This window comes from Pseudomonas oplopanacis (assembly GCF_057128725.1).
On record NZ_JBSKHV010000021.1, the window covers coordinates 51,086 to 72,949 of the forward strand.

The 21,864-nt window shown below is 58.8% G+C and carries 20 protein-coding genes; 12 read left to right on the top strand and 8 right to left on the bottom strand.

Annotation, left to right across the window (positions count from 1 at the left end):
- Nucleotides 1-115: 115 nt before the first annotated feature.
- Both ACWKV5_RS27710 and ACWKV5_RS27715 read left to right on the top strand, forming a co-directional pair.
- A complete protein-coding gene (locus tag ACWKV5_RS27710; RefSeq protein WP_483843838.1) occupies nucleotides 116-292 on the top strand; it encodes a hypothetical protein in 177 nt (58 codons plus the stop codon).
- Nucleotides 293-369: 77 nt separating this feature from the next.
- Complete coding sequence (locus ACWKV5_RS27715) at nucleotides 370-2,526, top strand: mechanosensitive ion channel family protein (protein WP_483843839.1); 2,157 nt, start codon at nucleotides 370-372, stop codon at nucleotides 2,524-2,526.
- Nucleotides 2,527-2,643: 117 nt separating this feature from the next.
- On the opposite strand, the gene ACWKV5_RS27720 is transcribed toward ACWKV5_RS27715, so the two are convergent.
- Nucleotides 2,644-3,357 (bottom strand): UTRA domain-containing protein, encoded by a 714-nt coding sequence (locus ACWKV5_RS27720; protein WP_027922478.1) that lies wholly within the window; start codon nucleotides 3,355-3,357, stop codon nucleotides 2,644-2,646.
- 361 nt (nucleotides 3,358-3,718) lie between these two features.
- Here ACWKV5_RS27720 and ACWKV5_RS27725 point away from each other — a divergent pair, with 361 nt between their 5' ends.
- From ACWKV5_RS27725 to ACWKV5_RS27750, 6 genes are all read left to right on the top strand, one after another.
- The gene (locus tag ACWKV5_RS27725) at nucleotides 3,719-4,783 is read left to right on the top strand and encodes an ABC transporter substrate-binding protein (protein WP_483843840.1); all 1,065 of its coding nucleotides are present in this window, start codon (nucleotides 3,719-3,721) and stop codon (nucleotides 4,781-4,783) included.
- 159 nt (nucleotides 4,784-4,942) lie between these two features.
- Entirely contained in the window at nucleotides 4,943-5,749 is an 807-nt protein-coding gene (locus tag ACWKV5_RS27730; RefSeq protein WP_483843841.1) for an alkaline phosphatase family protein, read from the top strand.
- A complete protein-coding gene (locus tag ACWKV5_RS27735; RefSeq protein ID WP_483843842.1) occupies nucleotides 5,746-6,591 on the top strand; it encodes an ABC transporter permease in 846 nt (281 codons plus the stop codon). Before ACWKV5_RS27730 ends, ACWKV5_RS27735 begins: the two co-directional genes overlap by 4 nt.
- Nucleotides 6,578-7,378: an ABC transporter permease gene (locus ACWKV5_RS27740; RefSeq protein ID WP_483843843.1), complete on the top strand. Its 801-nt coding sequence runs from the start codon at nucleotides 6,578-6,580 to the stop codon at nucleotides 7,376-7,378. The genes ACWKV5_RS27735 and ACWKV5_RS27740 overlap by 14 nt, the downstream gene beginning before the upstream one ends.
- Nucleotides 7,375-8,364: an ABC transporter ATP-binding protein gene (locus tag ACWKV5_RS27745; RefSeq protein ID WP_483843844.1), complete on the top strand. Its 990-nt coding sequence runs from the start codon at nucleotides 7,375-7,377 to the stop codon at nucleotides 8,362-8,364. The genes ACWKV5_RS27740 and ACWKV5_RS27745 overlap by 4 nt, the downstream gene beginning before the upstream one ends.
- 34 nt (nucleotides 8,365-8,398) lie before the next feature.
- A complete protein-coding gene (locus ACWKV5_RS27750; protein WP_483843845.1) occupies nucleotides 8,399-9,052 on the top strand; it encodes an HAD family hydrolase in 654 nt (217 codons plus the stop codon).
- 87 nt (nucleotides 9,053-9,139) lie between these two features.
- Here the strand turns inward: ACWKV5_RS27750 and ACWKV5_RS27755 are convergent, their stop codons facing one another.
- A complete protein-coding gene (locus ACWKV5_RS27755) occupies nucleotides 9,140-10,102 on the bottom strand; it encodes a zinc-binding dehydrogenase (protein WP_483843846.1) in 963 nt (320 codons plus the stop codon).
- A 139-nt stretch (nucleotides 10,103-10,241) separates the two neighbouring features.
- Here ACWKV5_RS27755 and ACWKV5_RS27760 point away from each other — a divergent pair, with 139 nt between their 5' ends.
- Nucleotides 10,242-12,323 (top strand): carboxy terminal-processing peptidase, encoded by a 2,082-nt coding sequence (locus ACWKV5_RS27760; protein ID WP_483843855.1) that lies wholly within the window; start codon nucleotides 10,242-10,244, stop codon nucleotides 12,321-12,323.
- 146 nt (nucleotides 12,324-12,469) lie between these two features.
- A complete protein-coding gene (locus ACWKV5_RS27765) occupies nucleotides 12,470-14,260 on the top strand; it encodes a bifunctional diguanylate cyclase/phosphodiesterase (protein ID WP_483843847.1) in 1,791 nt (596 codons plus the stop codon).
- Nucleotides 14,261-14,330: 70 nt separating this feature from the next.
- Here ACWKV5_RS27765 and ACWKV5_RS27770 read toward each other — a convergent pair whose 3' ends face one another.
- The 5 genes from ACWKV5_RS27770 to bamJ all read right to left on the bottom strand — a co-directional run bounded on the left by ACWKV5_RS27770 (nucleotide 14,331) and on the right by bamJ (nucleotide 17,024).
- Nucleotides 14,331-14,738: an SEL1-like repeat protein gene (locus tag ACWKV5_RS27770; protein WP_483843848.1), complete on the bottom strand. Its 408-nt coding sequence runs from the start codon at nucleotides 14,736-14,738 to the stop codon at nucleotides 14,331-14,333.
- Nucleotides 14,739-15,110, bottom strand: a complete 372-nt coding sequence (locus ACWKV5_RS27775) for a hypothetical protein (RefSeq protein WP_007898892.1) — start codon at nucleotides 15,108-15,110, stop codon at nucleotides 14,739-14,741.
- Nucleotides 15,107-15,448 (bottom strand): helix-turn-helix domain-containing protein, encoded by a 342-nt coding sequence (locus ACWKV5_RS27780; RefSeq protein WP_140667220.1) that lies wholly within the window; start codon nucleotides 15,446-15,448, stop codon nucleotides 15,107-15,109. The genes ACWKV5_RS27775 and ACWKV5_RS27780 overlap by 4 nt, the downstream gene beginning before the upstream one ends.
- A gap of 104 nt (nucleotides 15,449-15,552) precedes the next feature.
- Nucleotides 15,553-16,017, bottom strand: a complete 465-nt coding sequence (locus ACWKV5_RS27785) for a YkvA family protein (protein WP_483843849.1) — start codon at nucleotides 16,015-16,017, stop codon at nucleotides 15,553-15,555.
- Between the two features lie 293 nt (nucleotides 16,018-16,310).
- The gene (bamJ, locus tag ACWKV5_RS27790; protein WP_483843850.1) at nucleotides 16,311-17,024 is read right to left on the bottom strand and encodes a BamJ family beta-barrel-assembly machinery protein; all 714 of its coding nucleotides are present in this window, start codon (nucleotides 17,022-17,024) and stop codon (nucleotides 16,311-16,313) included.
- A 269-nt stretch (nucleotides 17,025-17,293) separates the two neighbouring features.
- Here bamJ and ACWKV5_RS27795 point away from each other — a divergent pair, with 269 nt between their 5' ends.
- Both ACWKV5_RS27795 and ACWKV5_RS27800 read left to right on the top strand, forming a co-directional pair.
- Nucleotides 17,294-19,102 carry a di-heme-cytochrome C peroxidase gene (locus ACWKV5_RS27795; RefSeq protein ID WP_483843851.1) on the top strand — a complete coding sequence of 603 codons (1,809 nt, stop codon included), beginning with the start codon at nucleotides 17,294-17,296 and terminating at the stop codon, nucleotides 19,100-19,102.
- Complete coding sequence (locus tag ACWKV5_RS27800) at nucleotides 19,099-20,241, top strand: catalase family protein (RefSeq protein WP_483843852.1); 1,143 nt, start codon at nucleotides 19,099-19,101, stop codon at nucleotides 20,239-20,241. The genes ACWKV5_RS27795 and ACWKV5_RS27800 overlap by 4 nt, the downstream gene beginning before the upstream one ends.
- Here ACWKV5_RS27800 and ACWKV5_RS27805 read toward each other — a convergent pair.
- Nucleotides 20,238-21,593 (bottom strand): hypothetical protein, encoded by a 1,356-nt coding sequence (locus tag ACWKV5_RS27805; RefSeq protein ID WP_483843853.1) that lies wholly within the window; start codon nucleotides 21,591-21,593, stop codon nucleotides 20,238-20,240. The genes ACWKV5_RS27800 and ACWKV5_RS27805 overlap by 4 nt on opposite strands.
- Nucleotides 21,594-21,864: the final 271 nt, after the last annotated feature.

A 21,864-nucleotide genomic window follows, 5' to 3' on the forward strand; every position in this document is an offset into this window, starting at 1 on the left:
AGCCTGCTCGCGAAGACGGCAGCACGGCCACTGCAGCACTTTGCTTGATGCACATCACTCTCGGTCACCCAAAGCCACCTAAACTTTAATTATTCCTTTAGACAAGGCAGTCTCCATGATCTCGATGTCTTCGTTTCACGCCATGCTGGTCCCGATTCTCGTCGGGATGATCATGCTGGCCATCGGCTTCAACTTTCGCGACAAAAACGCCGGCGTACTCGCCATGTGGATCGGCATGCTGATCATTTTCGGCACCGTGATTTTCAAGATCCTCGCCAAACTCAACGAATAAATCCGCCCCCCGACTCGCATTGATTTAGACGGGCTCGTACACTCGGTCGATCCGTTCATCCCGAGGTTGACCGCCTAGTGCTTGCCCGTCTATTCGCCCTGCCGTGTTTCTTTCTTGTCTGCCTCATGACGCTGCTGCCGATGGCACCTGCCCAGGCGGCTGGTTTGCCGAGCCTGCTCAGCGGCTCGACGAAAGCCCAGCCAGAGGCGCAAGAACCGCTCGGCCAATCGCTGGACGAAGTCATCAAGTCGCTGGAAAACGACCAGCAACGCAGCAAACTGCTGGCCGACCTGAAGAAACTGCGCGACGCCACCAAAAAGGCTCAACCCGCCGCCGAAGAAGGCGTGCTGGGTTTGATCGGCGGCACGCTCGCCACGTTCGAAAAACAATTCTCAGGGGCCGACAGCCCGCTCAATCGCTGGTCTGAAGAGTTTGGGCTGGCGAGAGACGAACTGTCAGCCTTGATGATGCCGGCCAGTGAATGGCTGCCGATCATCTTCGCGTTCGCCATGATCCTGATGGTCTGGAGCCTGCTGGCGGCGGCGCTGATCTGGGTCAGTCATCGGGTGCGCATGCGCTTCGGCCTGACCGAAGAACTGCCGCAACATCCCAAGGCTGTGGACATGTTGCGCTTCGCCTTGCGCAAGCTCGGGCCGTGGCTGATCGCCCTGGTGATCACCGTCTACATGAGCTACGCCCTGCCCTCATCGCTGGGTAAAAGCCTGGCCATGGTGCTGGCCTACGCGCTGGTGGTCGGCACCTGTTTCTCGGCGATCTGCGTGATCGCGTTCTCCCTGCTCGATGGCCCGCATCGCCATCGCGCCCTGTATATCCTGCGACACCAGGCGTTTCGGCCGTTGTGGCTGATCGGCAGTTTCGCCGCGTTTGGTGAAGCGCTGAGCGATCCGCGACTGGTCGCCGGGCTTGGCAGTCACCTGGCGCATACGGCGGCAACGGCAGCCAATGTGCTGGCGGCGATTTCTACCGGGTTATTCATCCTGCGGTTCCGCCGGCCGATCGCGCACTTGATCCGCAATCAGCCGCTGTCCCGGCGCCTGACCCGTCGCGCCCTCAGCGACACCATCGAAATTCTCGGCACTTACTGGTACGTCCCGGCGCTGGTGCTGGTGGGCGTCTCGCTGTTCGCCACGTTCGTTTCGGCCGGCGACACCAGCACCGCCTTGCGGCAGTCGCTGATCTGCACCGTGTTGCTGGTGCTGTGCATGGTCATCAACGGACTGGTCCGCCGTCATGCGCTTAAACCGCAACGCGGCGTGAAGCGCCATGCGCTGTATTCCGAGCGTCTGAAAAATTTCTTCTACACCCTCGCTCACCTGCTGGTGTGGCTGGCATTCATCGAGCTCGGCCTGCGGGTCTGGGGCATGTCGCTGATCACCTTCACCGAAGGTGAAGGCCATGAGGTCAGCGTCAAACTGTTCAGCCTCGCCGGCACACTGATTTTCGCCTGGCTGATCTGGATCCTCAGCGATACCGCCGTGCACCACGCGCTCACCCGCTCGCGCAAAGGCCTGGCCAATGCGCGTGCGCAGACGATGATGCCGTTGATCCGCAACGTGTTGTTCGTGGCGATTTTCATTGTTGCGCTGATCGTCGCGCTGGCGAACATGGGCATGAACGTCACGCCACTGCTCGCCGGTGCCGGTGTGATCGGTCTGGCCATCGGTTTCGGTGCACAGTCACTGGTCGCGGATTTGATCACTGGATTGTTCATCATCATCGAAGACTCCCTGGCCATCGACGACTACGTGGACGTCGGCGGCCACCTGGGCACCGTCGAAGGGTTGACCATCCGCACCGTGCGCCTGCGGGACATCGACGGCATCGTCCACACCATTCCGTTCAGCGAAATCAAAAGCATCAAGAACTACTCCCGGGAATTCGGGTACGCGATCTTCCGTGTGGCGGTGCCGTCCGACATGGACATTGATAGCGCAATCAAACTGATGCGCGAAGTCGGTCAGAAAATGCGCACCGACCCGCTGCAACGGCGCAACATCTGGTCGCCGCTGGAGATCCAGGGGGTCGAGAGTTTCGAGTCCGGAAACGCGATCCTGCGCGCGCGGTTCAAGACGGCGCCGATCAAACAGTGGGAAGTTTCGCGGGCGTTCAACTTGTCGCTGAAACGGCATCTGGATGAGGCGGGGCTGGATCTGGCGATGCCGCGAATGAGTGTTCAGGTGGCTACAGCTACCGGTGGGCAGCAGACGGAATAGCATCGGCTGTCAGGCCGCCTTCGCGAGCAGGCTCGCTCCCACAGGGTTTATGTGAACGACACAGATCCAGTGTGGGAGCGAGCCTGCTCGCGAAGGGCTCGCTGCGGATTCAGCAGGCTAAACCACATCCACCCCGACATGAATCGCATCATGCCGCCAAAACTCCAGGTCACAATCGATCAGCCGCTCATGCTGATCATAATTGACCCGGGCAATGCGTAACCCCGGGCTACCCACCGACACCCGCAGCGCCGCTGCCGCATCCACCGACAACGACGTCGGCACAATTTCGAACCGTACCCGCCCGTAATGCAAATCGTAATGCCGTGCGTACAACTCGGTAATCGACTGATTCAAATCAAACTCGAGAATCCCCGGAAAATACTGCGGATTCAAATAGTGCTCCACGTACAACACCAGCCGTTCATCAATGCGCCGCGCACGGCAGATCTGGATCACGCTCGACAGCGCCGGCAACTGCAACCACGCACACACCGCCGCCGAGGCAGGTTGCAACCGTGCTGAAATCACCTCGGTGGACGGCACTCGCCCCTGCGCACTGACCATCGCGTGAAAGTGACTGCGCTGCATCAGGTTGTAGGCCAGGCGCGGTGGCGAAACGAACCATCCACGGCGCTCTTCGCGATAAATCTGGCCCTGCGCTTCCAGCTGCAACAACGCCTCGCGCACGGTAATTCGCGTGGTCCCGAACAACTCACTGAGCTTGCGCTCGGCCGGTAGCTTGCTGCCGGGCGCCAACAGACCGTGGTCGAGCTGTTCCTGCAGGACCTGACCGATAGCTGTCACCGCTTTCGTTGCCTCATCACGCATCAACGTTACCTATCTGGACTAGACCAGCACTGTTTCGGGGCAGAACCGTGCTGAAAACCGGCTCATTTTTCATCCTGCAAGCGTAGGCAGTGCAGATGACTGATAGATGACAAAGCTACCCAACGGTCATCCGATCGCTCACCTCAAACCCTGCAATACATCGGCCAAGTCCCTTGCGTGCCGGGCCTTTGCCCATGGTCTACGCTTACCGGGCACCTGCCAATACCGGGCAAATAATTGTGCTGCCGGGCGACGACCGACATGAAAGTGTCATCGAGCCCGCCTAAATTGGCTCAGGTATTGCTGACCTAGACCAACACAACCGCAATCGCAGCGTTGAAAACGCCCAAAGGAGCTTCGGATGAAAAAGCTTTTCCTGGCATCACTGTTAGGCTCGACCATTGCCATGTGCACCGCCGCCATGGCGGCTGATGATTTGAAAACCCTCGAAGCCGCTGCGAAAGCGGAAGGCGCAGTCAACAGCGTCGGCATGCCCGATGACTGGGCCAACTGGAAAGGCACCTGGGAAGACCTGGCCAAGACCTACGGCCTCAAGCACATCGACACCGACATGAGCTCGGCACAGGAAATCGCCAAGTTCGCCGCTGAAAAAGACAACGCCAGCGCTGACATCGGCGACGTGGGCGCAGCCTTCGGCCCGATCGCGGTCAAGCAAGGCGTGGTGCAACCGTACAAGCCTACGACCTGGGCGCAGGTACCAGACTGGGCAAAAGACAAGGACGGCAACTGGGCACTGGCCTACACCGGCACCATCGCGTTTATCGTCAACAAGAAGCTGCTGCACGGTTCGGAAGCACCGACCAAGTGGGCTGACCTCAAGACCGGTAAATACAAGGTGTCCATCGGCGACGTGAGCACCGCGGCCCAGGCGGCCAACGGCGTTCTGGCAGCAGCCCTGGCCAACGGCGGCGACGAGAAAAACCTGCAACCGGCCCTGCTGCTGTTCGCAGACATTGCCAAACAGGGTCGCCTGTCCATGGCCAACCCGACGATTGCCACCATGGAAAAGGGTGAAATCGAAGTCGGCGTGGTCTGGGACTTCAACGGTCTGAGCTACAAGGCCAAGATGGCCAACCCGGATGACTACGTCGTGCTGATTCCATCCGATGGTTCGGTGATCTCCGGCTACACCACCATCATCAACAAGTACGCGAAAAACCCGAACGCCGCCAAGCTGACCCGCGAATACATCTTCAGCGACGCCGGCCAGATCAACCTGGCAAAAGGCAACGCGCGTCCGATCCGTGCCGAACACTTGACCCTGCCAGCCGACATCCAGGCCAAGCTGCTGCCTAACGAGCAGTATAAAAAGGTCACGCCGATCAAAGATGCCGACGCATGGGAAAAGACCTCCAAGGCCCTTCCTCAGAAGTGGAACGAAGAAGTCATCGTCAATATGCAGTGATGGCGTAACCCCCTGTGGGAGCGAGCCTGCTCGCGAAGGCGGAGTATCAGTCAACCTGAGTGTTGAATGTGATACCGCTTTCGCGAGCAGGCTCGCTCCCACAGTGGATCGTGGTGAATTCGAGTTTTTGAATTTCTGTTTCGCGGAGTTTTTGCCCCTATGAAGCACAACGTCATCCTTGTCGTGCTCGACGGCCTCAATTACGAGGTCGCGCGCCATACCATGGGGCACCTGCAGGCCTACGTCGGCGCAGGACGCGCGGCACTCTACAAACTGGAGTGCGAACTGCCGTCCCTGTCCCGTCCGCTGTACGAGTGCATTCTCACCGGCGTCCCGCCCATCGAGAGCGGCATTGTCCACAACAACGTCTCGCGCCTGTCCAATCAGCGCAGCATTTATCACTACGCCACGGACGCCGGCCTGAAAACCGCTGCGGCGGCGTATCACTGGGTCAGCGAGCTGTACAACCGTTCACCATTCGTGGCCGCCCGGGATCGTCACACCGACGATGAAGCCCTGCCGATCCAGCACGGTCACTTCTACTGGAACGACCACTACCCGGATTCACACCTGTTCGCCGACGCCGAAAGCCTGCGCCTGCGGCATGCGCCGAATTTTCTGTTGATCCACCCGATGAACATCGACGACGCCGGGCACAAGCACGGCCTCGATACCCCGCAATACCGCAACAGTGCGCGCTCGGCCGACATCATCCTCGCCGATTACTTGCGCACCTGGCTCGACGCCGGTTATCAGGTACTGGTAACTGCCGACCACGGCATGAACAACGACCGCTCCCACAATGGCCTGTTGCCGGAAGAACGCGAAGTGCCGTTGTTTGTCCTCGGTGACGCGTTCAGTCTCAACGCCAGCGCCGCGCCCAAACAGACTGAAATCTGCGGCACGGTCTGCGAATTGCTGGGCGTGGCCCACGACAAACCTGTGTGCCGGGAGCTGCTCAAGTGAATGCCAATACCCGTGGCAAGTGGCTGGCAGCCTTGTGCCTGGTGCCCTTCGCCCTGTTCTTTATCGTGTTCGAAATCGCCCCACTGGTCTGGGTGATGATCAACAGCCTGGAATCAGAAGAGTTCGGCTGGGGCATTTCCAACTTCACCAAGATTTTCAATTCGAAGTTCTACTTGCAGGCGATCCAGTACAGCCTCGAGATCAGTTTCTGGTCCAGCGTGTTCGGGATCATTATCGCGGTGCTCGGCGCTTACTCCTTGCGCAGGGTCGACTCGAAACTGCGCAACTTCGTCAACGCCTTCGCCAACATGACCAGCAACTTCGCCGGCGTGCCCCTGGCCTTCGCGTTCATCATCCTGCTGGGCTTCAACGGCAGCTTCACCATCATGCTCAAGCAGGCCGGGATCATTCAGGATTTCAACCTGTACTCGAAGACCGGGCTGATCATTCTCTATACGTACTTCCAGATTCCGCTTGGCGTGTTGCTGCTCTACCCCGCCTTCGACGCCCTGCGCGAAGACTGGCGCGAGTCCGCCGAACTGCTCGGCGCCAACGGCTGGCAGTTCTGGCGGCACATCGGTTTGCCGGTACTGACACCGGCACTGCTCGGTACGTTCGTGATCCTGCTGGCCAACGCCCTCGGCGCCTACGCGACGGTGTATGCGTTGACCACCGGCAACTTCAACGTGCTGCCGATTCGCATCGCGGCGATGGTGTCCGGTGATATTTCCCTCGACCCGAACCTCGCCAGTGCCCTGGCCGTGGTGCTGGTGGCGTTGATGACCCTGGTGACCATCGTGCATCAGCTGCTGTTGAAGAGGAGCTACCATGTCTCGCGCTGAACTGGGCCCCGTCGGTGTCTACCACCGCGTCGTGGTGTACCTGCTTTTTGCCATTCTGTTGTTACCGCTGCTCGGGACGCTGATCTACTCGATCTCCAGCAGTTGGTCGGCGACCATCCTGCCCAGCGGTTTTACCTTCAAGTGGTACCTCCAGCTGTGGAGCGATCCGCGTTTTCTCAATGCGTTTGGCCAGTCGCTGCTGGTCTGCGTCGGCGCATTGATTTTGTCGGTGGTGTTGATTCTGCCGCTGCTGTTCGTGGTGCATTACCACTTCCCGAAACTCGACGCGCTGATGAACATCCTGATCCTGCTGCCCTTCGCGGTGCCGCCGGTGGTGTCCTCGGTGGGGCTGTTGCAGCTCTACGGTTCGGGGCCGTTCGCGATGGTCGGCACGCCGTGGATTCTGATTGGTTGCTACTTCACCATTGCGCTGCCGTTCATGTACCGGGCAATCACCAACAACCTGCAAGCGATCAACCTGCGCGACCTGATGGACGCCGCCCAACTGCTCGGCGCCAGCACCTTTCAAGCGGCATTCCTGGTAGTGCTGCCGAACCTGCGCAAGGGCTTGATGGTGGCGTTGCTGCTGTCGTTCTCGTTCCTGTTCGGGGAGTTCGTATTCGCCAACATCCTCGTCGGCACCCGCTACGAAACCCTGCAGGTCTACCTCAACAACATGCGTAACAGCAGCGGCCACTTCACCAGTGCGCTGGTGATTTCCTATTTCTTCTTTGTGCTGGTTCTGACCTGGGCGGCCAATATCTTGAACAAGGACAAAAGCGAATGAGCTATGTCAGCGTCCAACATCTTCAAAAGAATTACGCGGGTACGACAGTATTCAGCGACATCAACTGCGAGATCCAGAAAGGCGAATTCGTCACCCTGCTCGGCCCGTCCGGTTGCGGTAAATCCACGCTGCTGCGCTGCATCGCCGGCCTGACCTCGGTCGATGGCGGCAAGATCCTGCTGGAGGGTGTCGACCTGGTGCCAATGAGCCCGCAAAAGCGCGGCATCGGCATGGTGTTCCAGAGCTATGCTCTGTTCCCCAACATGACCGTAGAGCAGAACATCGCCTTCGGTTTGCGCATGCAAAAGGTCAACGCCGACGACAGTCACAAACGTGTCGCCGAAGTACTGAAACTGGTGGAGCTGAACGACTTCGCCTCGCGTTATCCGCATCAACTGTCGGGCGGTCAGTGCCAGCGTGTCGCCCTCGCCCGCTCACTGGTCACCCGGCCACGCCTGTTGTTGCTGGATGAACCGTTGTCGGCCCTGGATGCGCGGATTCGCAAGCACCTGCGCGAACAGATCCGACAGATCCAGCGTGAACTGGGCCTGACCACGATCTTCGTCACACACGATCAGGAAGAAGCGCTGACCATGTCTGACCGGATTTTCCTGATGAATCAGGGAAAAATCGTACAAAGTGGCGACGCCGAAACCCTGTACACCGCGCCAGTCGATGTGTTTGCCGCAGGCTTCATCGGCAACTACAACCTGCTGGACGCCGACAGCGCTTCGAAGCTGCTGCAACGGCCGATCAGCCATCGCATCGCGATTCGCCCGGAAGCCATCGAGCTGAGTCTCAACGGCCAACTCGACGCGCAAATCCGCAGCCATAGCCTGCTGGGCAACGTGATTCGCTACCGGGTCGAAGCCCGCGGCGTGGAATTGGTGGTGGATGTGCTCAACCGCTCGGCGGCCGACCTGCATCCCGATGGTCAGCGCCTGGCGCTTTCCATCGATCCGACGGCCCTCTGTGAGGTAGCCTGATGCCTTTGCTGATGTTGAAGAGAGAACTGCACTGATGGCCCTGGCAATTTTTGATCTGGATGAAACCCTGATCCACGGCGACTGCGCCACCCTCTGGAGCGAGCAAATGGGCCGCCTGGGCTGGGTCGACCCTGAGTCGTTCATGCGTCAGAACAACGAACTGATGGACGCCTACAGTCACGGCAAGCTGCGGATGGAGGACTACATGACCTTCAGCCTGGAGCCGATGATCGGCAGGACACCTGAAGAGGTCGACCATCTGGTCGGCCCGTGGGTTGAAGACTTCATCGAGCCGATCATTTTCAGCGACGCCACCAAAGCCATCGCCGCCCACCGCAAGGCCGGTGACCGGATCCTGGTGATCTCGGCGTCCGGCACGCACCTGGTGCGACCGATTGCCGAACGACTGGGTATCGACGAGATTCTCGGCATCGAACTGGAAGTGGCGCACGGGGTGTACAGCGGCCACACCGTCGGCACCCTGACCTACCGCGAAGGCAAGATCACCCGTTTGCTGGAATGGCTGGATGCGGAAGAGGAAAACCTCGAAGGAGCGAGTTTTTATTCTGACTCACGCAACGATTTGCCGTTGTTGCTGAAGGTGGATTTCCCACACGTGGTGAACCCGGATCCGGTGCTGCTTGAGCACGCCGAAAAAGCCGGCTGGCCGATCCATCTCTGGAAGTAACAGATAGCCCCTGTAGGAGCGAGCCCTGTGGCGAGGGGGCAAGCCCCCTCGCCACACAGGCTCGCCCCCACAGTTGGTTTGGCGTTGTCAGGTCAGAGTTTCGTCGATCACCAACACCAGTTTCCCCGCCACGGTATTGCTCGCCAACTCGGCAAACGCCGCTTCGGCATCCTTGATCGGGAAGGTTTTGGCCAGTTGCGGGCTCAAACGTCCCTCGGCAAACAGTGGCCAGACGTGCTGGCTCAAGTCACTGAACAAATCCGCCTTGAACTGATCGTCGCGACTGCGCAAGGTCGAACCCAGCAGTTGCACGCGCTTGGCCAGCACCTGCGCCAGGTCCAGCTGCGCCTCACGGCCGCCCATCAAGCCGATCAGCACCCAACGACCATCAGGGGCCAGCAGCTTCAGATTCAACGCGGCGTACTTGCCACCCACCGGGTCGAGGATCACATCGAACGGCCCAAGGTCATTCAAACTGTCCAGGCCGCCCTTGCGCACCACCCCGCCCTGCGCGCCCAGTGCTTCACAGTAAGCCAATCGCTCGGCGGAACCGACGCTGACCCAGCACGGGTTGCCAAACGCCTTGCACAGCTGAATGGCAGCTGAACCAATTCCACTTGCTCCGGCGTGCAGAAGAACTTTCTCACCCGGTTTGAGCGCAGCGAGTTGAAACACATTCAGCCAGACGGTCGCATACACTTCCGGCAACGCTGCCGCCTCGACCAGCGACAAACCTTCGGGAACCGGCAACACGTGCCGTCCGTCGACAACTACCTCTTCGGCCATCCCGCCCCCGGCCAGCAAGGCGCAAACCCGATCGCCGACCTGCCAGGAAGACCCTGCCCCCACCTCGCTGATCACCCCTGAACACTCAAGACCCAGTACGTGACTGGCTCCCGGCGGTGGCGGATAGAGGCCTGCTTTCTGTAATAAATCGGCGCGATTGAGCCCCGCTGCCGCCACTCGGATACGAACTTGTCCTACATCACACGTAGGACTGGGCTCTTCAAGCCACTCCACTTGACCTTCAACGCCTTGCAATGCTTTCACAGTGCCTCCATAGTGAGTCTGGACTGAGCCCGTAGCTGTAGCGCCGGGCTTTCTTGCATTATGCGACCGGCCCTCGTGGATCCGGCGACTTCAAAGACGGCCTAATATGCGTGATCAATTGTCCCCGCGTCGAATCAGCATGAAGCATTTTTTCCCTGGCACCGCCCTAGCCCTTTTCATCGGTATCGGCCTTTTACCGATATCGACCAATACGTTTGCAGCCAATAGCTGGGACAAGCTTCAGCCTGATCGTGACGAAGTAATCGCCAGTCTGAACGTCGTCGAATTGCTCAAGCGTCATCACTACAGCAAGCCGCCGCTCGATGACGCGCGCTCCGTGATCATCTACGACAGCTACCTCAAGCTGCTGGACCCGTCGCGCAGCTATTTCATGGCCAGCGACATTGCGGAATTCGACAAGTGGAAAACCCAGTTTGACGACTTCCTCAAAAGCGGCGACCTGAACGCCGGGTTCACCATCTACAAGCGCTACCTGGACCGCGTCAAGGCGCGTCTGGACTTCGCCCTTGCCGAGTTGAACAAAGGCGTCGACAAGATCGACTTCACCACCAAGGAAACCTTGCTGATCGATCGCAAGGACGCCCCTTGGCTCAAATCCACCGCGGAACTCGACGACCTGTGGCGCAAACGCGTCAAGGACGAAGTGCTGCGGCAGAAGATTGCGGGCAAGGATTCCAAGCAGATTCAGGAAACCCTGACCAAGCGCTACAAGAACCAGTTGGCGCGCCTGGACCAGACCCGTGCGGAAGATATCTTCCAGGCGTACATCAACACCTTCGCCATGTCCTACGACCCGCACACCAACTATCTGTCGCCAGATAATGCGGAGAACTTCGACATCAACATGAGCCTGTCCCTGGAGGGCATCGGCGCCGTGTTGCAGAGCGATAACGACCAGGTGAAAGTCGTACGTCTGGTGCCGGCAGGCCCGGCTGACAAGACCAAGCAGGTTGCCCCGGCCGACAAGATCATCGGCGTTGCCCAAGGCAACAAAGAGATGGTCGATGTGGTCGGCTGGCGCCTGGACGAAGTGGTCAAGCTGATCCGCGGTCCGAAAGGCACCGTGGTGCGCCTGGAAGTGATTCCGGCCAGCAATGCGCCGAACGACCAGACCACCAAGATCGTGCCGATTACCCGCGAAGCGGTGAAGCTTGAAGATCAGGCCGTGAAGAAGTCGGTCCTCAACCTGAAACAGGATGGCAAGGACTACAAGCTCGGCGTCATCGAGATCCCGGCCTTCTACCTCGACTTCAAGGCGTTCCGTGCCGGTGATCCGGACTACAAGAGCACCACGCGTGACGTCAAGAAACTGCTGACCGAGTTGCAGAAAGACAAGGTCGACGGCGTGGTCATCGACTTGCGCAACAACGGCGGCGGCTCCTTGCAGGAAGCCACCGAGCTGACCAGCCTGTTCATCGACAAGGGCCCTACCGTTCTCGTGCGTAACGCCGATGGCCGGGTTGATGTGCTGGAAGATGAAAACCCGGGCGCGTTCTACAAAGGCCCGATGGCGTTGCTGGTCAACCGCCTGTCCGCCTCGGCTTCGGAAATTTTTGCCGGCGCCATGCAGGACTACCACCGTGCGTTGATCATCGGCGGCCAGACCTTCGGCAAAGGCACCGTGCAGACCATTCAGCCGCTGAACCATGGCGAACTGAAACTGACCCTGGCCAAGTTCTACCGGGTTTCCGGCCAGAGCACCCAGCATCAGGGCGTACTGCCGGACATCGATTACCCGTCGATCATCGACACCAAGGAAATCGGCGAGAGCGCCCTGCCTGAAGCCATGCCATGGGACACCATCCATGCGGCGATCAAGCCGGCGGTAGATCCGTTCAAGCCTTACCTGACGCAGCTCAAGTCCGAGCACGATGCGCGCTCGGCCAAGGATGCGGAGTTCGTGTTCATCCGCGACAAGCTGGCCCTGGCGCAAAAACTGATGGAAGAAAAAACCGTCAGCCTCAACGAAGCCGACCGTCGGGCGCAGCACACCGACATCGAGGCCAAACAGCTGGTGATGGAAAACATCCGTCGCAAAGCCAAAGGCGAAGAGCCGCTCAAAGAGCTGAAGAAAGAAGACGAAGACGCCATCGCGGCCGAACCGGACAAGACCAAGCCAGAAGACGACGCTTATCTGAGCGAGACTGGTCGGATCCTGCTGGACTACCTCAAACTCAACACCGCGGTTGCCAAGCACTAAGCGGTTACACGCAACATGATGGCAATTTAATGCTGACGCTCCCCGGAGCGTCATCAAACAGTCATCATTCTGTCGTGAAATAAGGGACTGGGAGCACCTCTGACAAGAGGCTGCTCCCAGTCCTTTTTTATCGCCCCGAGATTGCCATGACCACGACAGAACAGCTGAGTGCCTTGAGTTCCATATTGGCTCAAAGCGGCTTGCACAGCCTGTTCCAGCCGATCATTTCCCTCTCCGAGCGACGCATTGTCGGCTATGAAGCCCTCACCCGCGGCCCGTCAAACAGCCCGTTGCACTCCCCCGTCGCATTGTTCTCCGTGGCCAGACAGGCCGGTCGCTTGAACGAGCTGGAAATTGCTTGCCGCGAAAGCGCTTGCCGACGTTTCAACGAACAGCAACTGCCGGGCAAACTGTTCCTCAACGTCTCCCCGGAATCCCTGCTCGAAGCGGCCCACCAACCCGGTCGCACCCTGCAACTGCTGCAGGATTTCGGCATTCCGCCGAGCCAGGTGGTGATCGAACTCACCGAACAAACCCCGACCGACGACTTCCAGTTGCTGCAAAACGCGCTGCATCATTATCGGGCGATGGGATTTTCCATTGCGCTGGATGATCTGGGCGCAGGGTATTCCAGCTTGCGATTGTGGTCGGAGTTGCGCCCGGACTACGTGAAGATCGATCGCCACTTCATCGACGGCATTCACCAGGACGCACTCAAGCGCGAATTTGTTGGTTCGATCCTGCAGATTGCCAAAGCCTCACGAGCGCAGGTGATTGCCGAAGGCATTGAATTACAGGAAGAGCTCGCGGTACTGACCGAGATGGGCGTTGATCTGGTCCAGGGTTATCTGCTGTGCCGTCCTCAGGAGCATCCGCCCCGGGATGCTCGCACCCTAATGCCCAAACACGACAGCACCGCCGTTGCACTGAATGACGAAGGCAGCGACCTCAGCCCCCTGCTCAACGACCAACCGGCCGTTGCACACGACACACCGACCGCCACCGTGCTCGAAGCGTTCCGTCGCCAGGCCAATCTGAACTCCCTGGCGGTGCTCGACAATCAAGGCCAGCCCTGTGGCATTGTTCACCGGCATTCGCTGTCGGACGCGCTGCTGAAGCCGTTTGCTACCGACCTGTTCGCCCGCAAACCGATCAGCCGCTTGATGAACGACGACTTTCTTGCCGTGGAAATGAGCCAGTCGCTGCAACAGGTCAGCCGCCTGATCACCAGCCGCGCGCGCCAACGCATTGAAGAAGACTTCATCATCACCCTCAATGGCAGCTACTTGGGACTGGGTCGGGTCATCGATGTGCTCAAGCTGATTACCGAACTGAAAATCCAGCAGGCCCGCTACGCCAACCCATTGACCCTGCTACCCGGCAACGTGCCGATCCAGCAATGCCTGACACGCTTGCTGCAACAGGAGCGCGAGTCGATCATCTGCTACGTCGACATCGACAGCTTCAAACCCTTCAACGACATCTACGGCTACGGCCGTGGGGATGAAGTCCTGCTCTGTCTGGCGCAATGCCTGAATGACCGTGTCGACCCTTCCCGCGACTTCGTCGGCCATATCGGCGGCGATGATTTCCTGCTGGTGCTCGGCCCGGAAGACTGGCGCAAACGTTTGAACCAGTTGCTGGACGATTTCCATAGCCAATGCCGACGGTTCTACCGCAGCGAACACCTGGAAGCCGGCTGCTTTATCGCGCCGAACCGTCAAGGTGTGCGTCAGGAGTTTCCGTTGTTGTCATTGTCGATCGGCGTGGTGCACTTGCATCCACAGGCCTGTGGACAACTCGATGCGAGCCAGTTGGCGGAGATGGCATCGCAGGCCAAGCACCATGCGAAGAATGTGCAGGGGTATAGCGTGCATGTGATTGATAGTCTGGCGGTGTCTGGGAAAGAGGATGCATTGCTGGAGGGGCAGCGCTGAATTGTCGGACGCCTTCGCGAGCAGGCTCGCTCCCACATTGGATCTGTGTCGTTCACAAATCCCCTGTGGGTTACTGCCCATCACCCCGAGCCGCCAACTCTTTCAGCTTGAGCTCAGCCAACGGATGCCCGGCCTTCGCGGCCATGCCCCACCAGCGCGCTGCTTCAGCCGGATCCGGCGCCTTGCTCGGTGTTCCTGCCAGACTGATCACCCCAACTTGATACGCCGCCTTGCCATCCCCCGCCAACGCCGCCAGGCGCAGCAATCGCACGCCCTCCTCGCGAGCCCCAAGGCCGACGCCGCGAAAGGTCAGAATGTGGCCATAGAAGCTTTGAGCGCCGACATCACCCAGGTTTGCCATGCGGGCGAACTGGCCTTCGAGCCAGCTCCAGCCTCGTGGTTGGCGCACGAACCAGGGCCAGTGAAACAACCGGCGTGCCAGCCAGTAACCGGCCCGGGCCTTGAGTTTTAAAAACACTCAGGCCTCGGCCGATTCGGGGTATTCGTATTCGAAAACGCGCACCACTTCCGAAGCATGCCAGGACGCGGCGGCGACACCGTCGGATGGCCCGGAGAAACGCCCCAGTCGCTCGACACATTCGAAGAAGCCGGTGCGCGGTAGACGGCTGGCGCCCTGGCTGATCACCAGCGAGCTGCGCAGCGGTTGCTCGGCCCTGGCATCCAGCGCGGCCAGATGTTCGAGCGCAGCGGTGAGGGTTTGCATGGCCGGCGTGGGCAATTGCAAACGCTCCAGCAACGCTCGATAGGTCAGCAGATGGCGCTGACGACGTGCCTGATCCAGTTCACCCAGCAACCCGTCCCAATGTTGTCGACTGATGCGTACGCTCACGATTCATCCCTCCACCCTGGCACCGTCAATTCCCAGGCCAGGCTGCGGCGAATCGCAGCGTCGGGTAGACGCTCGCCACTTTCGATCAAGGCCAGATAAGACGGGCTGATGCCTACCGTGCGGGCGAGCGCCTCGATGGCGATGCCCTTCCCTTCGCGCAAACTGCGTAGTTGATCCAGACCTGGAAGAATCTGGTCTGGTGTTGCCGTGCGATGCACTGGCGCGTCTGGCGCCGGTTGCTCGTTGATGCCTGCTGCTTTCAGTAGAGCCTGGTACTGAGCCCACGGTAAAACTGCATACTCGGGCTCGCCTTCGCGTGTGATTATCTGAATATCCATGACTTCCCCGTAGGACAACGACACTTTGCGAGTCGGCGCTTTTCCCTAGAAGTGTAATCCTAACAGCGGCCAAGGTCGCGCGGGGGTATCAATAAATTGGATCCTCAGTCGCCGCGTTTTTTTGAGGGCCCTTGAAGCTGAAGTTTTTCCGGGGTATCGGGCAGGCGCTCAACCACTGCCAACTTCTCCGGCACCTGACGTTTGCGCCAGGCGCGAAAGGCATTGAGTTCGTCGTCGAGGACTTTCATCAGCCAGGCCAGTACGGCGATGTCATCGAGCATGCCGAACACCGGAATGAAATCCGGGATGGCATCCACCGGGCTGAGGAAATACATCAGGCCGGCGACCACCGAGACCAGCGCCTTCGGGCTGACGGCACGGTACTCCCCACGCCAGTAGGCCAGGCACAGCGCCTGCAACAGGCGCAGATCGTCTTTGACCTTGCCCAGGCGATTGCCTTGGCTGGCACCTTTGCTGGCAACGGCGAACAGCAACGTCGGCAAGCGCCCACGCGCGAGCAGGCGCCCGGCGAGGGGCAAGAATCGAGCGAAATTCCAGGGTGCTTTCATCATTCCTCCCACTGAAATGTTATCCACACAAATTGTGGATAACCTTGTGAACAGAGCTGCTTTTCACCGCTGAAAGCCCCGTTTCATAAGGGTCCGGCTCAGATCGGGCGTTTTTTACTCACATAAAAAAACCCAAGATTTCATTGACTTGGCGCGCCGGCGCGGCTAGCACGGGCGTCTTCAATGGCTATGACTCCAGCGTACAGCAACCGTTCGCTTTGTTTACCTGCACCGAACCCCGGATGCAACAACGCCCCGCATAAGCGAGGCGTTGTTGTCAAAGCAGACGTTGATTACTTGGCGGCGTCTTCTTTGGCTGGATCTTTGATCGCCAGCAGTTCCAGGTCGAATACCAGCACCGAGTTGGCTGGAATCGCCGGGCTTGGGCTTTGGGCGCCGTAAGCCAGTTCGCTAGGGATGTACAGCTTGTACTTCTCACCCACGTGCATCAGTTGCAAGCCTTCGACCCAACCCGGAATCACACCGCTGACCGGCAGATCGATCGGGCTGCCGCGCTCGACGGAGCTGTCGAAGACGGTGCCGTTGGTCAGCTTGCCGGTGTAGTGAACAGTCACTACGTCGGTCGGCTTAGGCTGTGGGCCATCGGCTTTCTTTTCCACTTCGTATTGCAAGCCCGAAGCGGTGGTCACTACGCCAGCTTTCTTGGCGTTTTCTTCGAGGAACTTCTTGCCGGCAGCAGCCGACTCTTCGCTCATCTTGGCCATACGCTCTTCCGCACGCTTCTGCAGTGCGGCGAAGGCTTCGACCAGATCCTCGTCTTTGAGCTTCTGCTCTTTCTTGCCGACGGCATCTTCGATGCCCTGGGCTACGGCTTTGGAATCCAGGTCATCCATTCCTTCCTGAGCCAGGCTTTTGCCCATGTTCAGGCCAATGCCGTAGGAAGCTTTTTGCGCCGGAGTTTTCAGCTCTACACTGGTCTGCGAATCACAACCCGCAAGTACCAGGCTAACCAGGGCTACCGCCGCCGCCAACCGATGCTGTTTCATGCTATTTCCTTGTTCATGCGCCTAAAGGGCAATCGAGTAAAGCCGCGAGCTTATCAGGCGGCCACGACCAATGGCTACCGGCATGAGAGCTGGAAACTTCTGATAAGTTCAGGTGTTTTAACGCATTTCAGGATTGGCATCATGAAGCTTCTGTCATCTGGCACCTACAGCAGCTGATCGCGTATCCCCCAGCATCTGGCGTAATGGCCACTTGCCGCACCCCGCCCCCTGAGGCATAAGAGCGCTACAACTCGACAAGGATGTTTATCTTGCGCCTCTTATTTCGCCTGCTGATGCTGGTGGCTGTGCTGTCGGGACTCGGCCTGGCCGTGGTTCTGTATTACGTCGCCAACCCGAAACTGCCGACCTGGTCGCCCGCGCAACAGGTGCATTACCTGGAACAATGGAGCGCCGAAGACCGGCAGGCCTATTACTTCACGCCTCAGGGGACCCAGGTCAAAGGCTTGCGCTATGACTGGTTCAACGCCCTCGAACTGCCCTTCTCGCAGCGACGATTCGCTTCACCCGAATACCTCGCCCGCTTTGGCTTCCTGATCGACACAAGCCAGAAAGCCACACCAAACAACCCGGGGAATTTGCCCGTAGGTTTTGCCCGACATCAAAACCCCGGCAGTCAGGACGAATTTCTCGACATCACCTGCGCCGCTTGCCACACCGGCGAGTTGCGCTTTAACGGCCAGGCGATCCGCATTGACGGCGGCTCGGCGCAGCATGTCCTGCCCTCCAGTGTGCCTACGTTGAAAGGCGGCAGTTTCGGTCAAGCGATGGTCGCCAGTCTGACCTCGACTTACCTCAACCCGTGGAAATTCGAACGCTTCGCCCGCAACGTGCTGGGCGAGGAGTACGACGCCCGGCACCAACAATTGCGCGAAGACTTCAAAGCGTCCCTCGTTACCTTCGTCAAAGTTGCCTGGAACGATACCCATCGCGGACTCTACCCTACCGAGGAAGGCCCGGGCCGGACCGACGCCTTCGGGCGCATTGCCAACGCCACGTTCGGCGATGCGATTTCAGCCGACAACTACCGCGTGGCCAACGCCCCGGTGGATTACCCGCAGTTGTGGGACATGTGGACGTTCGACTGGGTGCAGTGGAACGGTTCGGCGCAACAGCCCATGGCTCGCAACATTGGCGAATCCCTGGGTGTGGGCGCCACACTGAGTTTCTTCGACGCCAACGGCCAACCACTCAAAGGCGACGGACGCTATCCGTCGAGTGTGCGGTTACGCGACTTGCACCAGATCGAAGAAACCCTGCAACGGCTCAAACCACCCGCCTGGCCTGAAGCGTTACTTGGCGCTGTCGACAAGCCGTTGGCAGCCAAAGGTCGCGAGTTGTTCGGCGAAAACTGCGCCGGTTGCCATTTGCCACGCACTGTCGAAAGTGACGGACGCTGGGTGCAACACCTGAAAATGCTGCCGGTGGATTTCATTGGCACCGACCCGGGCGCCGCCAACAACATTGCCGACCATCGCTTCGACCTCTCCGCCTTGCAATGGGACCTGGCGGAACTCAAGCAGCTGGACGTGCACTTGCAGCCAACACCCACTGAACCGTTGGACTTGAGCCGCCTATCATCGGCCAAGGGTCTGGCCTACATCACTGCTTTCGTCGGAAACCGCGCCTACGTTGACGCGAACATTCCTGCCGCTGAACAACCCGCCATGAACGGCTTCGGCCTGCCGATTGGCGTACGCGAGTTGCGCGCCTATAAGGCACGTCCATTGGCAGGCATCTGGGCCACGGCGCCGTTTCTGCACAACGGTTCGGTACCGAGCATTTACCAGCTGCTCTCGCCCCAAGATGAACGCGCAACGACCTTTTATAAAGGTACGTTCGAGTACGACCCACAACATCTTGGTTATCGTACCGAGGCCTTCACCAATGGCTTCGTATTCGACACGCGCATCACCGGCAATCACAACAGCGGCCACGAGTTCCGTGCCGGCCAGCGCGGCAACGGCGTGATTGGCCGCTTGCTGCAACCGCAGGAGCGCTGGGCGCTGCTGGAATACCTGAAGGTGTTGGGCGGCCCGTTGGAGGCGCAATTGCCATGAGCAGACTCTGGATGCGCTTTGGCGCTTTTCTCGGCAAGACCCTTCTGTGGTTGCTCGGCCTTGGTGTGCTCGGTTATGCGCTGGCCATGGCGTGGTTCGCCTGGCAGCACAGCGGACCCGTTTCAGCGCAAGAAGTGATACCGGATGGCGAAGCCGCCATGGCTCAGGACATCATTCAAACCGCGGTGCGTATCGTCGATCAACACCGTGAAAGCACCCGCTACCTGCGCGATGCGCATGCCAAGGCCCACGGCTGCGTGAAAGCCGAGGTTCAAGTGCTGGCGGATCTGACCACGGAACTGCGCCAAGGCGTATTCAGCGAACCTGGCAAAACCTGGCAAGCGACGATGCGCCTGTCCAATGGCAACGCGTATCCACAGTTCGACAGCATTCGAGATGCCCGAGGCATGGCGATTAAACTGCAGGATGTGCCCGGCAAACAATTGCTCGCCGATCAACAGCCTCGTGGCGAACAGGACTTTGTGATGTTCAGCCACCCGAACTTCTTCGTCAGCGATGTCGCCGAGTACCGTCAGAATGTGGCGGCCCAGGCTGACGGCAAAAAGCTGATGGCGTTTTTTCCTGGCTGGGACCCGCGGACCTGGCAGGTTCGGCACCTGTTTATCGCCTTGGCAACCTTGTCGCCCGCTCCGGAAAGTCCGACGCAGACCACTTACTTTTCGGTTTCGCCCTACAAGTTTGGTGAAGCCAATGCCAAATTCCGTGTGATGCCGGCCCCGGATAGCTGCGCGGCCTACACCCTGCCCGCGCAGAACAAGAAGTTGCCAAACTTCCTGCGCAATGCGCTGAACCAGCAATTGTCGACGGACCGAGTGCCGGCCTGCTTCGTCCTGCAGATTCAGCGTCAGGACCCAAGCCACTACATGCCCATTGAAGACACCAGTATCGAATGGAGTGAAAACGCGGCGCCGTTCGAGACCGTGGCGCGCATCAAAGTACCCGCGCAAGATTTCGACACGCCGGCATTGAATATCCAATGCGACAACCTGTCGTTCAATCCATGGTTTGGTCTGGAGGCTCATCGGCCGATTGGCGGCATCAATCGACTTCGCAAAGCGGTGTATGAAGCCGTAAGCGACTACCGACACAGTCGGAACGATGAGACATCACTGCACTAACCCGAAATTGACGATGACACCCGCCCCTTCGGCCAGACACTGCTGGGGTAAAGGACACTCAAGTTCCCGGCTGCCGCTACTAGATCGATGAACACCTGCGGAGGCATTTTATTGCTCAGTATTTTTTGCTCAATGTCTTGATAATCATTACTTTGGGGATCCAGCTGCGCCATCAGCTGCACCACCTTTTCCGAATCCGGCCTGGCAAAACGCAAGACTGCCCCATCCGGTGCACAAAAAAACAAGCGATGATGAGGCGCAACGTTTACCCGCCCCAGGCCGACTCGCAGGTCTTCGATAGAAAAGAAATTTTTATATTTCTCGACTTGCGTAGAGGGTAATCGGTGATTGGAGATCGGGCTCATCGAATGGTAGAAACCATGAACACGAAATTCTGCCGGGAGTCGAAAATTTCCATGGAGGTCCTTGGGAAAGAGTACCTGCCTGTCGAATGTGGCGTAATCGCTTCGCACCGGAGCGGTAACGACAAAGATGTCCTGTGTTTTATGCTTGAGAACGATGCCGACATGCTGCTGCGTGGGCGATAGTGCCAGCATTTGCATATGAAGATAGCCCGCCACTTCGCCAGCATTCCCGAGAGCCGGACCGCAGACTGGCATCAGCTCTATCGGTGGGGTCTGCTGTAGGATGTCCTTGCGCCAGCTCGCTCTTAGGTGCCCTCTTTGCCTCCAAAGACTCCCGGGGACCACGGTGGTCACTACACCTGCTGCCACCGCCAACAAAATCAGAATGCTGCTGGGCATTGCACCTGATTCATAAAGGCTCTCAAACGTTTGAACGTCGCCATTGGGCTTTCGTCCAAACCGCGGTGACAACTCCTGCTCGAACTCTGAATCCATTGAGGAGTAAGAGATGAGTGCGCCATCACTGACCGACAGATAACCCCTGGAAAATTGTCGGCGCCAGGTCATCACTTCAAACAGGTCGGCAACCGAAAAGAACAGCTGTCGCTGGCCCCACTCTACGGGGCTTTCTTCGATGCCTTTGATTTTTCCAACATGGGAAAACACGCGGGCCTCGAGCGTATACCCGCTTGGAACGCCCCATTCACCCTCTAAACTCTTCGTTACGGCTAACGGGAAATTTGGGGATTTCTGCACATCCGCACTTTCATCGGCAGACGTCGCCGCTATGGCACCAAAAAACCACCCCTCCTGGTTTTTGAGGATAAACCCGGTGAATTCAGTACCACGGTAGCTTTTGAATGACTTATGCAAAAAGACTGCCGCGTCATCACAGGTCATAAAACCCGGATTCAGCGCAAGGGGCGGACGGGGATCCGCATCGGTAAAGGGCGATGAAACAACAACTTCAGAAGGAATGGAACTCATGCTTGCTTTCTCGGTAGGCACTCCATGACGGTCATGGAAACGATTGCCTATTGTCCGAAAGCAGCGTGCCCGTCAGGCACTACATAGATATATACAGCGCCAGCCGCGCGGAATTACCAAATCCCAGACAGCAAAAAGCCCGCGTTAAGCGGGCTTTCTGTGTGGTACCTGGCGTTCAGCGTTCCAGGTTACCGAATATGGCGCAGCGGACGGGACTCGAACCCGCGACCCCCGGCGTGACAGGCCGGTATTCTAACCGACTGAACTACCG

Excerpts from the sequence above, each read along its gene's own strand:
- ACWKV5_RS27710 (WP_483843838.1), top strand. The coding sequence starts at position 116 with ATGATCTCGATGTCTTCGTTTCACGCCATGCTGGTCCCGATTCTCGTC.
- ACWKV5_RS27720 (WP_027922478.1), bottom strand. The coding sequence starts at position 3,357 with ATGCGTGATGAGGCAACGAAAGCGGTGACAGCTATCGGTCAGGTCCTG.
- ACWKV5_RS27725 (WP_483843840.1), top strand. The coding sequence starts at position 3,719 with ATGAAAAAGCTTTTCCTGGCATCACTGTTAGGCTCGACCATTGCCATG.
- ACWKV5_RS27730 (WP_483843841.1), top strand. The coding sequence starts at position 4,943 with ATGAAGCACAACGTCATCCTTGTCGTGCTCGACGGCCTCAATTACGAG.
- ACWKV5_RS27740 (WP_483843843.1), top strand. The coding sequence starts at position 6,578 with ATGTCTCGCGCTGAACTGGGCCCCGTCGGTGTCTACCACCGCGTCGTG.
- ACWKV5_RS27745 (WP_483843844.1), top strand. The coding sequence starts at position 7,375 with ATGAGCTATGTCAGCGTCCAACATCTTCAAAAGAATTACGCGGGTACG.
- ACWKV5_RS27750 (WP_483843845.1), top strand. The coding sequence starts at position 8,399 with ATGGCCCTGGCAATTTTTGATCTGGATGAAACCCTGATCCACGGCGAC.
- ACWKV5_RS27760 (WP_483843855.1), top strand. The coding sequence starts at position 10,242 with ATGAAGCATTTTTTCCCTGGCACCGCCCTAGCCCTTTTCATCGGTATC.
- ACWKV5_RS27765 (WP_483843847.1), top strand. The coding sequence starts at position 12,470 with ATGACCACGACAGAACAGCTGAGTGCCTTGAGTTCCATATTGGCTCAA.
- ACWKV5_RS27780 (WP_140667220.1), bottom strand. The coding sequence starts at position 15,448 with ATGGATATTCAGATAATCACACGCGAAGGCGAGCCCGAGTATGCAGTT.
- ACWKV5_RS27785 (WP_483843849.1), bottom strand. The coding sequence starts at position 16,017 with ATGAAAGCACCCTGGAATTTCGCTCGATTCTTGCCCCTCGCCGGGCGC.
- bamJ (WP_483843850.1), bottom strand. The coding sequence starts at position 17,024 with ATGAAACAGCATCGGTTGGCGGCGGCGGTAGCCCTGGTTAGCCTGGTA.
- ACWKV5_RS27800 (WP_483843852.1), top strand. The coding sequence starts at position 19,099 with ATGAGCAGACTCTGGATGCGCTTTGGCGCTTTTCTCGGCAAGACCCTT.
- ACWKV5_RS27805 (WP_483843853.1), bottom strand. The coding sequence starts at position 21,593 with ATGAGTTCCATTCCTTCTGAAGTTGTTGTTTCATCGCCCTTTACCGAT.